The following is a 15611-nucleotide window of genomic DNA, read 5'->3' as shown; positions in this document are numbered from 1 at the left end:
CAGGCTGGACGCACAGACCAAAACATCAACATAGCAAGACGAAGTGGGCGTCAGGGTGGTTTCGCAAAATGGAGACCTATCCATGACCATCCCTCGTATCCTCGGCTACGCCCGTGTCAGCACGCAGGGGCAGGACCTTTCCTACCAGATCGATAAGCTGAAGGCCGCCGGTTGCACCCGGATCTTTCAGGAAAAGCGCAGCGGCAAAAACCGTGACCGGCCGGAACTGGAGAAGCTGCTAGCTTTGCTCCGACCAAACGACACGGTGCTGGCGACGGTGACCGACCGCATCGCCCGCGATCCGCTCGACATGCTGAACATCCTTCAGGCGGTAAAAGATGCCGGTGCGGCGCTCCGGCTGCTCGATGAACCGTTCATCGACACCACATCGGAACTGTCGGACCTGCTTATGTTCCTTGTAGGCTGGGCCGCAAGGTGGCAAAGGCGGCGGATTCTGGAGAATACGGCGCACGGACGTGAACTGGCGCGAAAGCGCGGCGTCCGGTTTGGGCGGAAGCCCAAGCTTGGGGCACGGGAGCGCGAGAAAATTTTCGAGTGGCGCGCTCTTGGCCAATCCTGTGCGACAATAGCGAAGGATTTTGGGGTTAGCGAGAGTACGATTTTGCGTGTGCTGCCAAAGAACGAGAAACCGGCGGCCACTCGGGAGACCGGCGTTGCGATACCTCAGAGTAGGGGTGGCGGCCTGTCCGGTCGTGAATCTAGCTGACCAGTCGTTTGCCGCCGCACTCCTTGCCTAGGAAGAACATGGCCGCCAGATTCACCGGCGGGTCAATGATCGCACGCGGGCATGGCGGTCGTCATTCGACGCGCTACCTTATCGCTATGATAAAAGGGGCAGGGCAAGAACAGTAATCATTACGGTAGAGAGATTCCGGCAGGTCACGCACCGTTTGCCAGTGGTCCCGAACCACTACTTTCTCTTTGGCTGTCGACAGAGCGGCCGGATCGTAGGTATACACGAACGACGATAGTATCCCCAAATGGAGGAACCATCATCTGGCCGGAGTTCTCGTTCAATCTGTCAAACGGGATCATTTTCAGATCACAATCAGGCGTATTCCACGGCTTGAGACAGCATCTGCTTCAAACTCTCGGCACCCGTGTGACCAGTTTGGCAGACCAATCGCGACGAGCCACCAGCGGCCACGAGCTTTCATTGTAACAAGATCTCTGCAATGCGCGATACAGCGGGCTTATCAGGGGTCATCGCCACCATGTGATCAACGATGGTGTCTGACGACAAGAGAATTTCGATGAGGCGCTCAGGTAAATTCGACTTCAAGAATTCTTCCTGTTCAAGCCATGTTGTGACGCCCTTCGAAGCGAAGTACTTGCAGTTCTCATGTTGATCACCCCGGCTCACTGATTTGGGAATTGGAACAGCCAGATGAGGTGTCCTTGTTAAAATTAACTCCCATAACGAATTAGAACCGGCACGTGAAATTGCTAAATGGCTCCTCATAAGGATCTCAGGAAAATCGAATACATATTCGTATTGCTCGTATCCAGGAGTATTTTCAAGGCTAGCATCAAGGTTTCCTCTTCCACACAAATGAATAATATCGAATTTCTTGAGAATAATATGTATATCACGTCTGATCTTGGAGTTTATTGCTTGCGAGCCCTGGCTGCCGCCGTAAACTAGCAGAACGGGTTTGCCTTGTACTAAGTTAGGCCTATTCATTAGCAATTTTCTATCAACTATTGGTCCTGAAAAGAACGCCTTTCGCGATATAGCTTTTGTTTGTTCAAATGTACACGATAATTCCGAAGCAAACGGCAGACAAATATTATTGGCCAAACCGAGGGTCAAATCGCAGGCGTGAATCAGTATTTTTTTTATTCCAGAAGTTTTTGCCCCAATTACCACTGGCACGCTAGCAAATCCGCCTGATGCGAAAACGCCATCAACGTCTAATTGTCGCAATATGCTGCGGACAGACAGTATTCCCGTTATATTTGCCCCAATTGTTCCGACGGCGGACAGTTTTCGGGATCTATCAAATTTTGCCGTCTTAACTGCAAAAAACTCAATATCGTGACGTTTGCATAGTGTCATCTCGATAGAGTTTTCGGAGCCGATATAAAAGATATCTGCGCCACGCGCCCTCATCTCGAGGGCGACCCTTATGCTAGGCAAAGCGTGGCCAGCACTCCCACCGCCTGCAAACACGAATTTAGCCATGCAATCTAATCTCCCCGAGTTGTCTGCACGTCACTGCCAGCACCGATGAGAAGTTTCTCTAGCTGGAATGCCTCACAATATCTAACGACTTCCTGATTTGTCGGAAATGCTCTCTGGGCCCAACCGGTGCTTCGCACTTCTTGATATGGCCGCCTCATATAAAAGCGGCCAGCCTGAGATCGGTGAGAAGCAATAGCATTCCATTTTTGTTCAAACTGGTCAGTGATGTCGATAAATACGTTAGGTGTAAAATCGGAACCCAGATTTATTGGCTCGGATGAGAGAAATATTTTCACGTTACTTTTTCTAAAACAAACATTCTTAACAGCTCTAAAGACAGCAATGTGATCTTGATGCTCCGAACTATATTCATTAGCATAATGGCTTATAACCATAGTCGGATCAATAATATTATTAATAGTCTCAATGGAATTTATTAATTCTCGATTGTAATCAAGATCTCCATCGGCAAAACCTAATGTCGAAAGGCTCGCATTAATCGGTCTAAAGGCTGCCTGTGCCTCTTCGAGCCGCACTTGGGCAATCGAGCGGCCATTATGATCGGCAGGACCTCCACGAGACCCGTCTGAAACGATAACTTCAGAAATTTGCGCGCCTTGCGAGCTCAATCTCGCGAGCGTGCCAAAGCAGGAGAGCTCGGCGTCATCCGGATGTGCAAATATTGCTAAAACGCGACTAGTGTGCTCTGGTAAGAAATTCATCGTCACTCTAATTAAAAACAGCCCCAAATGAACAAATCTGCATCGCTGGTCCCTCAATGGGTGTACGACGTTGTCGCAAAATTTGACACGAATTTTTCGCTGCATTCCACAATTAACCGCATCCTTAATAGCAACGCTTTTCTTACGGAGGTCGTCGCCCGCTCCTTTACGCACATAAACGGATTCCACAAGATTGTTTTGCATTCAGCGGACAAATCAACTGGGGAGATCCGGCTCCACAGCTGGATTCCTGGCCACGCAGACGGTCATAAGCATAACCATGCATGGCGTTTGTGCTCGTTTGTGCTTGCTGGCACCATCGTAAATGAAACATTCGCGGTTTGCGAAGGTTCGTCCTTTCAACGGTTTACCATAGGCCCGATTGGCGGCGGAGAAGGTTACAGTTTCGTTCCTGACGGCCGGGTAAATCTGAAATCGAAGTCACTTTCCGTTATAGGATCCGGGCACTTTTATTTTTTAGACCACGACATTATTCATGAGAGCAAATCCCCAGGAGGAGCTGTCACTCTCATGGTTCAAAGTCCGTTTCTACGCGAAACTTCAATGATTTTTCGCAACAAAGAGCAGAATAAGAAATCCATAGAGCCAATGTCTAAGCAAAAAATAATTAGTGAACTAGAGGGAATAATTTCATCAATGCCAGATTTGACCCTGAGAAAGTAATGTTTGAGCATAAAGACTCCCTTTTCCTCAGTGAAGACTGGCTGAGAGAGACATTAGCTATTGAAGCCCTGAAGTATCCGTTCGATGAGGGCGGACTCTCAACCCCAGAGTACCGAGGCGAAATTCACCGGCTGTTGGCCACATCAGCTTATGCGCATAGGGTACAAGATTACTTACAAGAGCGCTTGTTTCTAACTCGATCCCCAGGCTGGGCTATCCTAAGTGGATGCCCTCCTGAAGACTTAGTAGTTGATTGTCCAGGTTCATTGTCGTTCCTGTCAAGTCTGGTTGGAATTCCTTTTAGGATGGTCAGAAATTTACCGACGTGGCAGCATCTTGGTGTTGATTTGCAAGCCGAGCCTTACCGGTTTGGCGGCATCGGCTATCAACCATTGCATATTGATGGCGTTAACGTCGAGTTTCCCCCCGACGTGGTCGTGCTAGCTTGCGTCCGGAATGATCCAGGCGGCGGCGGCGCTTCATTGCTAGCGGGGGTAGAAGCATTAATATCGAGACTCTCGGCGGATGAAATCCTTACTCTGAGTAAAAGAGAGTACGCAGAAGGCAAGTTTTTTAACCTTGATCACGTTGGCCGCGAGAAACGGCCCTTCTCGGTGATGGAGTTTAAAGATAGCCAATATAGGGTCAGGTTCTCTGGGAAGGTGCTTCCGCGTGAACTTCCGAAGGATTCGCTTCAACGCCCAATTCTAGAGATGGTAGATCGGATACTTTCAGCGGTTTCTTTTTCAATAATGCTGCAGCCAGGGGATGTACTATTTATAAACCAGCTAAAGGTTTTTCATGGGCGTCTACCATTGGCGAAAAATCAGTCCACCTATTCTCCTTCCGAACGTCGATATCTTCGGCAGGGTTTTATTAGGACGGCGAACGGCTGGATAACTTAGTCTTCTTGGATGGCACTTATGAGGATAGCGATTCATCAACCACATGCGTTCCCGTGGCTCGGTTACTTAAATAAGGTTAAGACTGTCGACTTATTTGTCCTCCTGGATGAGACTCAATATGTAAAACAGGAGTGGCAAAATAGAAACTATATATCCCATTTCGGTGCTAGGCGTATGATAACTATACCTTTGCAAAAAAGCGATCATGACGAATTTATTAAAAATAAATATATATCATATGATCATAATTGGCAGCGAAATATATGGTCGATTATAAATAATAACTACAAGGGCGCCCCGTTTTGGCGCGAATATGAGGCGCCATTGAAAAGTGTAATATTCAAGAGAAGGACGAAACATGTAGATTTTTGCGTGGATATACTTTATTTGTTAATGTCGTTATTTAATATCAAAACAACAGTTATTAAAGCATCCGAATTGGGTGAACTTTGTGAGAAAAAAACGGAGTTGGTCTTAGAAATTTGCAAAAAGGTTGGGGCGAAAGCCTACTTGAGTGGGGTTGGCGCAAGGTCCTATCTCCTAGAGGGTAGATTTAAACAAGAAGAAATAGATTTACTGTGGCAGGACTATCCACATCCGCATTATGGTCAGTTTGACTCAACAGGCTCGTTCCGATCCCATCTGTGGTCCTTTGATGCTTTAATGAATTTGGGTAGAGATGCAGTTCATTTAATATAGGTGGCGGAACAGGATTTGCGAAAAATCGTACGCGGCCTTTATCAACCAAAGACAGCCACTATTGATTTGATGACAATTTCACCGAGGGGCTTCGTCGCATTTGGCATCCCGTTGCCGAGCGGAACACCTGCAATAGTTGCAGCGCGGGCGGTTCGCGTGACCATAAGGTTTTCAGACTTGCCTTGCCGCTCCGGTTCTTGCGCATTGCTTGGCCTGAAACAATGCGCTGCGACCAGCGGAAACCCATTTCGTGGAAATACAAATCTGCGAGTTCGGGCCTGATATGATGAAACACACCGGCGATGGTTCTGCGCACCCGAGCGTTCAAGGCTTCGACTGAATTGACATGCATCGGACCACGTACATATTCACGACTGGAGTGGTTGACCGTCTCGCGCACGGCGAAGCTTTCGCCAATCGCCATAAATGCTTTGGCTTCGGCGCTTGTTAGATGAAAACCGCGCGCGACCTGGTTTGCGATCGCGCCAACAGCCGCTCGCAACGAAAAACCTGAAACGGTGATGCACGGATATCGCCAGCTGGTGAACCCGGCAAAGCATCGCCTGGTCGCTGCACAATCGCGACGATGGGCGTCTTTCCGGCTTCGCCTGGCCCTTGCGACCTCTCCTTGATGTCGGTTTATCTCGTTGTTGTCTTGGCCTGCCACCAAGATAGAAATGGTCAATCTCAACCGTTCCGTCGAGCATGTTTTCGCGCCACCATGAGACGAAGCGCATGTCCGATCCGCCACGCGGTAGGCTGGCTGACACCAAGTGTTTCAGCAAGTCGAACCGACGACATACCTTTGTCCGACTGCAACAGGAGCCACATCGCCTTGAGCCATGTACTCAACGGCAGTTTCGTTGAATGCATCGGGGTATGGGTCGTCACCGTGAACTGCAAGCGGCAATCACCGCTGGAGCACTGATATAGCCCCGGTCGCGCGCGGCGCTTGCCAATGTCACGGCCAGCAATCGCAATTGAGCGCTTGTAACCACAGGCGGGGCAAACTCTGCCATCCGGCCAGACCATGCTTTCCAGCAAACGGCGGCAATGTTCTTCGTCACGGAATGCCAGGATCATGTCTCGAGTGGTGCGAATTTTGGAAAGCGTGGCCAGCATCATTTCAGTCATATTGATCTCCCGCAATCATCGGGAAAAGAATCGCATGAAGCGCCAGAGATAACAAGGAGTTTGCTGTTTTTGGTTGATAAAAGCCTTGTACGCTAGGTTCGAACCGACCGTGAACCTTCATAGCGGACGCGCATGATGTTCTAGTGGCTAGTTCCAAACAAACAGCTTTGCGGCGACCAGTCGCAAAGCTTGGAAATAAGACATCGGAGCCAGATGAATGGCTCAGCCTCCTCTCGGGCATGCGACCATTTAAGGCGCTGTATTCCAGAGAAGACGGCACATAAGCGCAGACGGACATGGTGTCGAAGCGATCGGCAGAAGGAATAAACTGTCTCCCCGCGAAGTGGGCAGAGGCTGTTGTGCGGTTTCTATGAAATGGGCGAAGGTGCAACTCGCCTTTTGTTCACTTAGCCAAGGGGCGTTGCGGGGTGTCCCCGCAGAAGGGGTGACGGAAAACCGCCCCTGCGGGTTGCAGGCAGGGGAAGGCCTTCCCCTTCAATCCTCTTAGCACCCTAACCACAACATCCAATAATCCCCCCAGCACCATTCGGCGCCCCGCATGCGGGCCTGAGCCGTCCGATCTTCGGACGGGCGATGTCCGACATGCGGGGCGGCGGCGGTCCGTCACTCGCCAACCGGTTGGGGAGTGACGGACCCGCCGGACCCAAGCCCAGCGCCTGCTTTTGTGCACGTGACCGTACATGATGGACAAACGACGACGCGTCCTATGCCGCGTGGCGTCATCATTTCCAGCGGAAAACACTGGCGCTTGCCGCTTGGTTGCCGTCACACTCCCCCCAGATCACGCAACCGCCTGATCCATCTTTCCGACCATTTTCCCAACGAAAGGAGAGCGCCATGACCGCTCAGACCATACGTGCGCCGCCCGGGCGGCCACACCCCGACGTCCGGACGGACGCCGGATGCCCAACAGGGCAAACCGAACCGGACCGGTCTCCCGACCGGGCCACGGAGGCTTTTACCGATGAAAGGAGAACTCACGTTCGCATTCCGGCCCATGGCCGCGAATGACCTTCGCGGGGTGCGCTGACCTCTACGGAGCGCGCATCGGCCATCAACACTCACCGACCTTGAAAGAGGAAGCGAGCAAGATGGACGATTTGACCATGGACCTGGTGCGCATGTGCCGGCGCAACAGGGACGGCTCTTATGGCACACAGGCGAACCGGCAACGCGGATTGACCGCGATGGCGGGCGAACTCAGGGACCTTGGCTACCGGCTTCCGGCGGCGGCCTCCCTTAAACCCAAACATGTTGAAGCCCTTGTCGAGAAGTGGCTGAACGACGACAAGACGGACGCCACGATCCGCAACCGCCTGACGTGGCTGCGCTACTGGGCGGAGAAGATCAACCGGCCGGCGCTTCTCCACCGCGACAACACCCCGTATGGGGTGGGCGAGCGGGGCGAGGGGACCCGCAACCGCGCCCGTCCCCTCGACCTCCAGAAATGCAAATCCATCAGCGATCCGCATGTGCGGGCCTCGCTGCTGCTGCAGGCGGCCTTCGGCCTGCGCCGCGAGGAGGCGATCAAGATCCGCCCGCATCTCGCGCTCCGCGCCGATCAGCTCGTCCTTCAGGCCAGCTGGACGAAGGGAGGGCGACCGCGCGCCCTGGATATCCTCACGCTGGAGCAGCGCCAGGCGCTGGAAAACGCCGCGCGGGTCGCCGGCGGCGGCTCGCTGATCCCGCCGGACCTGACCTATGTCGAACAGCTGAAACGCTACGAGTACCTGACCCTGAAAGCGGGCCTGCGCAACACCCACGGGCTGCGCCACCACTATGCCCAGGAGCGCTACCGGACGCTGACCGGCCAGCTCTGCCCGCTGGCGGGCGGCAAGCGCTGGGCGGAGATGTCCGCAAAGGAACAACACGCCGACCGGGCGGCGCGGCGGCAGATTTCGGCCGAACTCGGCCACGCGCGCCTGAAGATCACCGACACTTACCTTGGGAGGGCTTCCTGATGAAACGCGCCGAAAGCTACTATACGATGGCGGCCGACATGCGCCGCGAGATCGCCAATGTGCTGTTCAACCCCGGCGTGGTGGCCAATGCCATCCACGAGGTGGCCGCCCTTGGCCACCGGTCCTACCGCATCGAGCAGGATGACCCGTTCGACCTCTCGGATACCGATGCCGCCCGTGCCCTCGAAGTGTGGCTGGACAATGAGGAGTTCCGCTATGTGTGGCGCCCCACCTTCATCGAGTCCGATCCGTTCCGGCCCGGCCAAACCACCGAATACCCCGAACTGGTGATCTACTGGTGATCCCCAAAGGGTTCATCTTGTGGCTGTTGTGCGAGCAGGGATTGACCTCCACACGCCCTCTCGCACGACGGCTGTGGTTTGTCGCGGCCGCCTTGTGGTGTGTCTGGTTGCTACGACATTGTTTCCACCCGGATTGACATCTCTCCGGGTGGCGGAGCCGCGTCTCTCAACGTCACATCCGCACCCGCTGTGAGGGTGTCCGTCCCCGTCCGGCACTGGTCAGGGTGCGACTTGCTGCACCCTCTTGATCTCCTGCTGGCCTTGGCCCGCAGGGTCTCGGGCCGGCTGGAATTCAGCGGTGGCGATGACCGTGGATGCGCGCTTGTTCCAATCGGCGATAGACTGCTGGAACGTCGCCGTCTCGGTTTCATTAACGGGGCAGGGTAACGCACTGATCGCCGCATTCATTTCGGCTTGAAGGGTAAGGAGATTGAAGACCAGTTGCGACTTGCGGCTGATGCTGTCGTTGGGTGCAAAAAGAGCGGCCGTGGCGGTAATGGCGGTGATCAGGGCAGGCAAGGCAATGGCCGCGAGGCGGATGGCGGTGGAGCGCACGCCGGGCTCCTTTGACCATTCGGAGGAATTGATCGCCGAGACTACAGTCATCAGGAAGCCCAGTACGATTAACGCGAATGTGTATCGGGCACCCACTTTGCGCATCTGCTCAAGCTGATCCTTATACGACTGCAGCTGATTGTCCACCTCGCTGTACAGGTCATCGAAATTCCGGATCGCACTGATGGCCACAGGTTTCCCTGTAACCCCGAGTGCGGCGAAGGCCTCGACATCTAGATTAAGGCTTTCGGACGGTCCAGTTTGAACTTCCACGTCGAAGCACTTCAACGTCTCCGGAGCACTGCCGATCATCGGCACCCTGTACGAGCTTTTTTTGAAGGTCTTTCCCAAGCCCAGCGCCTGATCTACCCCTTCGAACAGAGCGTATTGTGACCTTGCGAATGTCGCGTTCATCAGATCCATGGCTTGGTACGGCACAAGAATGTGAAGGATGAACAAGAGCAGCCACGTTGATGCGAGAAGTGCAGCGACACTCACGCAAACAGTTGCGAGCCAGCGAAGAAGGGTTCGGGCAAAATCGGGAATCATGCGGCACCCGGTCTCTAATCAGCGCAGCTCGATCTTGAGGCGTCGCGCGGTTTGCGGTCCTACCTGACCGTCAACGACCAGCCCCTTTATCGTTTGGAACGCCGCGACCGCGGCGGCTGTTTGCGAACCATATTCACCATCGATCGGGCCGGGATCGATTCCCAGGTCAGCCAGTGCGTGCTGGATTTCTAATATGACCGCCTTCTTCATATTCGGCCGGCCGAGCGCGTAAATGATTTCTGGCCCCTGCAGGTCCAGGCCATCCACCGCGTCTCCATAGTCGAAGCCCGGCAGAAAGATGCCTGTGTCCCAATGCCGACCGCTGACCTTTCCGGCCTTGACGCCGTAGGCCTTTCCCATAGCTTCGACGGTACCACCCTTACCGTCACAGATGGCAATATGTCCCATGCTTCCCGGAGCGGGAGGGTAGCGCAGCACGATACCACCAACCGTACTGGCGGCCTTCTCCCAGGACACCCGATGGCCAAGGTTCTGGGAATCCGATTTCCAGGCGCCGGTATAGGCTTCGACGAGTGCCGGATCGCCGTCGTCGTCCACGCATCCGTAAAGGACGCCGCCAACCTGATAGACGAGCCATGACGCGAATTCCGCACAGTCCCAGGGACCGTGCCAGTCGGGATTGTTTTTGGGAACGCACACGTTGACGTATTTCTCCCCGATGCGGGTTTTGGCAAGAGCCAGCAGTTCCTCTCCGGTTGGCATGACGGTCCCCCTTGATCGTGGTTGTGTGTGAGGTTTCGAAGTACTTACCTGCAGTCAGGCGATCAGGACAAAGCCGATGGCGTCGTTGACCGCGTCCCTGACGATGGTGAGGGCCTTGTTGACCATCTTTTCGATCGTTGCTTCCAGCAGCACCGTGAGCATCGCGATGGTCGCCACCACGTGGTAGCGCATGGTGCGCAGGTGCCGCTTGACCATCGTCTGCGTCATCTCTTTGTCCATGTAGGCGCGGGTCAGAGTCACAAGGCGTTGCGCTAATCCCTGAAACTCGACCATTGCCGCTTGTTTGATGTCCTTCCATCCGGCGCCCGCCACTGCGGATGCTTCCGCGATCATTTTGCTTCCGAGATCTGATGCGTCGAGTGACATGGTTTGTCTCCGTCAGTATTTCTTGGCCCGTAAGGTGGTGAGGGCGACCCTCACCGATGCGTCGATCTGCTGTTGATTGAATGTGCCGACCGTCGGGGTCAGCTTGCCCGCGTCTTTGTGATCAAGCTCCAGATCCTGCTGGGCAAGCGAGACACCATGCACCACGATCGAAAGGCAGTTGCCGGTCGGGCCGCTTCCGGTCGGTTGCGGCGTGTTGTCGGCAGACGCACCGGGTGCCTCCTCCGGTTGCAACGCAGCGGGAGCCAGCTGGCCGGCGATTTTCTGAAGATAGTCGGTGGGGCAGCGTCTGGGGCTGAGCACGGCCGCCTGCAGCTCGATGTTCGCCAGGGTCGCGCTTGCCTCGGCGTAGAACGCCTTTGCCTCGGCGGAACCAAAGGTGCCTTGCGGCGTTCCGGCGTTTTGTTCCATGGACTTTATGAACTGACTGGCCTGCTTGTGGTAGGCGTTCAGTTCATCGTCGATCTGTTGATTGTAGCGCTCGCCAATCTGAACCACTGTGCATGCGGACAGCGAGATAACGCACACGGACGACGTCAGAATAACTTTGATCATTTTTCCACCGCCCCCACGGGATAGAAAAAGAGAAGCCATACAACTATTGTTAGATTTTTATGGGAATGTCCATCGAAAAAATACACGCCTAATGTGAGTAAGGTTACAGTTATCACCGTTAGGTTGTTTAAATGACGGAAAGAACAGGAAGATTCTCGTTCTTCGTTTTGCCGTGCCTGATAGCTTCTTTTGTATTCTGTTCTTCTTCAGGAGGTGCTTTTAGGGGCTCGGCCGGCTTGTTCCGGGTCGACCAAACCACTCGTCTGGCGATCCCTTCACCGATCACCACCTACCAATGCGTGAAACCTGCCTTCAGGTCTCCCGCAGACTGAAGATTGTCTTGGACGGTAATGTTGGCTTGTTCCCAAAGGCTTGTTACCGTTTTGCGTGTACGTCACGTATAGCGCTTGTGAGTTTGGCCCCACAAAGCTAAAAAATGTCGATGTCCGATGGCGGGACAACCTAACCTAGCGGATTGGGCATTCCATTGTCATGTCCTGACTCTCCAAGGCCCATTTTACGTCCCAAGGGCCGCAGTCGTTGGTATTAGTAACTGCCCCGAAGTTTTGATGGCAGAGCGATGCATGCGGCAGAAGAGAATCTAGCATTCTGTTGGTTGTGCGCGACAGCTGCCATGAAAGCGGTAGGTCAAACATCCCGCTGTCTGGATCAAAAGCCCTGATCGCAGTCGTATCAAGAAAAATAGCAGCCCTAGGACGGCCACATGGCAGATTGCCCCATGAATCTCCGATTTCATTAATTAAGATATCGTTCATGTTTTGCTTCCATGCCCCGCGAATGGAGGTGACGCCCTTTAGCAACGTGGCGAACGAACCATAGAAAGACGAGTGAGGGCCACTTTCGGGCCCGTTGATTTGGATCGCATAAATCTGAAACGTCTTGGCTAGACAGGGGGATTGAATAGTGTTGGGGACACCATTCGGACAGAGCCGCAGATTTCGGGTTTGCCTCAAGGATAACAGCAGACTGTATATTGCGCCTGCGCCATTGTTGTCGAAGTAACCACCATCGACAAATCTGAGAACCTCGTTTCGCTCGATTACGGTTTCGCTGTTGGGCGAACCTGAGTGTGACCCGGGTTTCCTGTAAAGAACTGGCCGGGTATATGTCCCCTCTGGTGTCACGATAGGAAAACGCGCGCTCAAGCCAACAGCGGTACTCACGCGAACATCGCTCGGATAGCTTAACTGGAGGCTGTTGTGAGAAAATTCGGCGGCGGCCTCGTAAAAATCCGCGACAACACCAAGATTCAGTCGAAAAGGTGATACGCTGATCGGTCCGTAAGTGGTCAAATCGTAAGTATTAAGAATGAGCGCCGGTGCCATTCCGTCAGGACGCCACGCTTGATGCATCGGCAAGGATAGAATACCGGCAGAAGGCTGCTTGGACCAAAGGCTCTCGATTGATCTATCGAAAACCTTGCCGCGATCTAAAGCTGGAATAGAAAAAGGAAGAGCTGACGAAAAGAAGTCGTAAAAGAAGGTGCCAGCTAAGAGCGGCGTCAGTATCTCTTGGCCCAGGATTTTGGTGGCTCGTTCTTTGAGTTCCTGCCGCTTTTCAGTCTTGAAATCGCATTCGCCAAGCGGCGCGGTGGCTTCGGATGCCAAACTTGCGTAGATTGCTGCTCCTAGTGAGCCCCCCGAAACTCCGCTGATGGCGAAAGTATGGGCGCCAAAGCGCGGGCAGATATCCTGCAAGGTTGCCAACACAGCTGCCGTAAAATAAGCGGCATACAGACCGCCACCTTCGGCAGTCACAACAAAAACGGGATAGGGGCGATCCGAATAGTCGTTGAGGTCGGGTCGTTTGTCTAGCCATTCAAGAAAAGCGCTTTCCACCAGCGGATGCTTTGAGAGCGGACGGCTTCCGACACCAGTTATCTCATGGTTCCTGTTCCAACCTAGCGTAGTGAACAGGAGACCAAAGATGACAAGCACTGACAAGCAGGGAACCCCTGATCTTCGACGCAGCCGGCTCAGGTAGGTTGACAGCACCGCAATGCACGCCAACCAGGTCGAAAACACAGAGATCGCTGACACAAAGCTGGGAAACTGAACCCGGGGAATGAAAAAATAGATGGATAAAAGAGCGACGATCGCGGCAGGAACGGGTTCGAAGACATGCTTTACGCGGCCGCTTCGCGACAGGAGGAAAATGCTAAAGGCCAAACCTGCTGCGAGACACCATGCGTAGCGTTCGAGCGACATCAACGCGCCAATCGGATTTCCATAACTTTTAAATTCCGGAGACGCGCTGGCTTTCGAAATCGCAAGCGCTATCCCGACAAGCGGCAATGTTGATGCGACAGAGAAAACAAGATCAATCCAAAGAGGCGGGAGATCGGGTTCAGTTCCATTTGCAGGGCGATTTTTTTGAGGCTGCGACTTAACTGCCTCCATTGTAGATTGTAAAAGTTGATACGTGGCAATTCCGAGAAGGACGTATGTGAAGCCTGCGAACACTACTCGGGCGACAGATAGATCCAGATCCTCCGCAGCGCTTCTTAGAACTTCGAAAACCGCGTCACCCAATAGAATCGGGGCGAGCAATCCGATTAGAGTAAGGGTACAAGGCCAAAGAAATTCTCTCGCAGCGTAAGCGAATGGGAAACGCACTGTCTTTAGATTGTCAAAAGTTGCCATGACTCCCCCCAAAGGCCCTTCCACCTGACCCATGACATTGAGCGCATTACCATTAAATATAAGTCTAACGGCTTGTGCAATTATAAATTGCAAGAGGGATCAAGAGTTGTGAACAGACGGATTAGGAGTACCAAAAGGTCTTTCTGACTTACATTTGCCGCCGCCGAAGAAGCATCGTCGTTGACCCAAGCTTGGCAAGAACGAGCCTGATATCCGCAGTGGTAATTCCTTTCTCCAGAATGGCATGATTCCGTCTTCTCTCAGTTGCGGTTGCCCGGCGGTGACGTGTTATTCAAACCGGCGAGTTTCGCGATTCCACGTCACAATTCGGGGATCGGACATAATGTTTCGCCATCCCACGACTGCCAGGCCATCCGGAAAAACCGCCCCCGCTTCTGCTTCCCCCTCGCTTCGCGCCTCTTCCCGCAGGTGTTCCGAGAGAGGATCGATGTCGAGCGCCGGTTCATCGAAACGTTCGGGATCGGAAAAATGCGAGAATACCGCAGTTGCGGTCCTTTCCTCGATCGCAAAGCCCATGAACGGGATCATGGCTTCCCATGGCCGTTCAGCGGGATGTCGTAGGCTTTGCAGCAAGAGGAAATCACGGAGGGGGTCCGGGGCCATCAGGAAGGGTGTGAGGCATTGGGGACGCATGAGCCAGGAATGTCCGAGCCACCAGAACTGCACCATGCTCGGAACACTTTTGATCAAACCCATCCGGATCTGGTTGGACAGGTCGGGCCCGATCACAAGGTTCGTGGCGGTGGCATAGTTATGCTGCTGGACTTGCGGAGACGGTCGTGTGGAACCGCTTCCGCCGGAGGTAACGCCTGCCGTATGGTGGATGATCATTTCCGCCTTGGTGGTCGAGGTCATCCATGAGCCGATGGCATAGCCGTGGGTCGCAACGACACCGTTGACGGTATACCCCAAATGCGGTTCGACCTGTTGCAGGTAGCCTGTTTCGACTCTGCTGTCGAATGCATTTAGCCCTTGGCCGCGCGTTCCCTTGGATTCCAGTAGAGCCGTTCCCGTGCCCTGACCGGTGAAGACAAAGTCGGGCGACTTTTTGATTGCCGGATTGCCGCCGGTGACTTTCTCAAAATGATCCACCCACTGGTATCCGTCCTGAACCATGGCCAAATATGCCAGACCGGCGGCAACCGTTCCGGCAAAATGGCTTTTGGCAAAGTCCTTGAAGTTGTTGGCGGTCGCGAGAATGGCAAAATCGGTACCGGCTTCGTCGACATACTGCTCGATCAATGCTGCCATCAGATGGGATTCAGGTGTTGCCAACGCCGGGTTGATGAAATGCAGATGGCCGCAGCGGGCGGCAGCACCAAAAAGTTCCAGCGGGGTGAATTGGATATCGGTAATCGCGGGCACACGCCCGCTCACTCCCTTACTGGTATTGCGGTGCCCCTTCGTGATCGAAATTCCCAGCTTCTTGGGTTGGCTTGTCCACACCATTTCATTCTCCCTCTGTCGTTCTCACTATGAGCGACAGAGGGCGCGTCAGCAACTATT

Annotated in this window: 15 protein-coding genes; 5 read left to right on the top strand and 10 right to left on the bottom strand. The window is 53.8% G+C overall.

Annotated elements, in window-relative coordinates; translation table 11 throughout:
* Positions 1–82 precede the first annotated feature (82 nt).
* Complete coding sequence (locus ACU5AY_RS09000; protein WP_446828798.1) at positions 83–727, top strand: recombinase family protein; 645 nt, start codon at positions 83–85, stop codon at positions 725–727.
* A 447-nt stretch (positions 728–1174) separates the two neighbouring features.
* Here the strand turns inward: ACU5AY_RS09000 and ACU5AY_RS08995 are convergent, their stop codons facing one another.
* Together ACU5AY_RS08995 and ACU5AY_RS08990 are read right to left on the bottom strand one after the other, a co-directional pair.
* Positions 1175–2206, bottom strand: a complete 1032-nt coding sequence (locus ACU5AY_RS08995; RefSeq protein ID WP_446828797.1) for a UDP-N-acetylglucosamine--N-acetylmuramyl-(pentapeptide) pyrophosphoryl-undecaprenol N-acetylglucosamine transferase — start codon at positions 2204–2206, stop codon at positions 1175–1177.
* Positions 2207–2211: 5 nt separating this feature from the next.
* Positions 2212–3132, bottom strand: a complete 921-nt coding sequence (locus ACU5AY_RS08990) for a PIG-L deacetylase family protein (protein WP_446828796.1) — start codon at positions 3130–3132, stop codon at positions 2212–2214.
* A gap of 479 nt (positions 3133–3611) precedes the next feature.
* Here ACU5AY_RS08990 and ACU5AY_RS08985 point away from each other — a divergent pair, with 479 nt between their 5' ends.
* Both ACU5AY_RS08985 and ACU5AY_RS08980 read left to right on the top strand, forming a co-directional pair.
* A complete protein-coding gene (locus ACU5AY_RS08985; protein WP_446828795.1) occupies positions 3612–4517 on the top strand; it encodes a TauD/TfdA family dioxygenase in 906 nt (301 codons plus the stop codon).
* An 18-nt stretch (positions 4518–4535) separates the two neighbouring features.
* Positions 4536–5216: a WbqC family protein gene (locus tag ACU5AY_RS08980; protein ID WP_446828794.1), complete on the top strand. Its 681-nt coding sequence runs from the start codon at positions 4536–4538 to the stop codon at positions 5214–5216.
* A 58-nt stretch (positions 5217–5274) separates the two neighbouring features.
* Here the strand turns inward: ACU5AY_RS08980 and ACU5AY_RS08975 are convergent, their stop codons facing one another.
* Both ACU5AY_RS08975 and ACU5AY_RS08970 read right to left on the bottom strand, forming a co-directional pair.
* The gene (locus ACU5AY_RS08975; protein ID WP_446828793.1) at positions 5275–5901 is read right to left on the bottom strand and encodes a transposase; all 627 of its coding nucleotides are present in this window, start codon (positions 5899–5901) and stop codon (positions 5275–5277) included.
* Between the two features lie 2 nt (positions 5902–5903).
* Entirely contained in the window at positions 5904–6350 is a 447-nt protein-coding gene (locus tag ACU5AY_RS08970; protein ID WP_446828792.1) for a transposase, read from the bottom strand.
* Between the two features lie 1112 nt (positions 6351–7462).
* On the opposite strand from ACU5AY_RS08970, the gene ACU5AY_RS08965 reads away from it, so the two are divergent.
* Both ACU5AY_RS08965 and ACU5AY_RS08960 read left to right on the top strand, forming a co-directional pair.
* Positions 7463–8332 carry a phage integrase N-terminal domain-containing protein gene (locus ACU5AY_RS08965; RefSeq protein WP_446828791.1) on the top strand — a complete coding sequence of 290 codons (870 nt, stop codon included), beginning with the start codon at positions 7463–7465 and terminating at the stop codon, positions 8330–8332.
* Entirely contained in the window at positions 8332–8634 is a 303-nt protein-coding gene (locus ACU5AY_RS08960; protein WP_446824411.1) for a hypothetical protein, read from the top strand. The genes ACU5AY_RS08965 and ACU5AY_RS08960 overlap by 1 nt, the downstream gene beginning before the upstream one ends.
* A 219-nt stretch (positions 8635–8853) precedes the next feature.
* On the opposite strand, the gene ACU5AY_RS08955 is transcribed toward ACU5AY_RS08960, so the two are convergent.
* From ACU5AY_RS08955 to ACU5AY_RS08930, 6 genes are all read right to left on the bottom strand, one after another.
* Entirely contained in the window at positions 8854–9738 is an 885-nt protein-coding gene (locus ACU5AY_RS08955; protein ID WP_446828790.1) for a hypothetical protein, read from the bottom strand.
* Positions 9739–9756: 18 nt separating this feature from the next.
* On the bottom strand, positions 9757–10461 hold the full coding sequence (locus ACU5AY_RS08950; RefSeq protein ID WP_446828789.1) for a peptidoglycan-binding domain-containing protein: 705 nt from the start codon (positions 10459–10461) through the stop codon (positions 9757–9759).
* A gap of 54 nt (positions 10462–10515) precedes the next feature.
* A complete protein-coding gene (locus ACU5AY_RS08945) occupies positions 10516–10848 on the bottom strand; it encodes a hypothetical protein (RefSeq protein ID WP_446828788.1) in 333 nt (110 codons plus the stop codon).
* Positions 10849–10860: 12 nt separating this feature from the next.
* On the bottom strand, positions 10861–11421 hold the full coding sequence (locus tag ACU5AY_RS08940) for a hypothetical protein (protein WP_446828787.1): 561 nt from the start codon (positions 11419–11421) through the stop codon (positions 10861–10863).
* 467 nt (positions 11422–11888) lie between these two features.
* A complete protein-coding gene (locus ACU5AY_RS08935; RefSeq protein WP_446828786.1) occupies positions 11889–14084 on the bottom strand; it encodes a patatin-like phospholipase family protein in 2196 nt (731 codons plus the stop codon).
* A gap of 288 nt (positions 14085–14372) precedes the next feature.
* Complete coding sequence (locus ACU5AY_RS08930) at positions 14373–15554, bottom strand: hypothetical protein (protein ID WP_446828785.1); 1182 nt, start codon at positions 15552–15554, stop codon at positions 14373–14375.
* Positions 15555–15611 lie beyond the last annotated feature (57 nt).

This window comes from Rhizobium sp. PAMB 3174 (genome assembly GCF_052908375.1).
The sequence above is the reverse complement of the archived record's forward strand: the minus strand, read 5'-3'. Positions and strand labels throughout refer to the sequence as shown.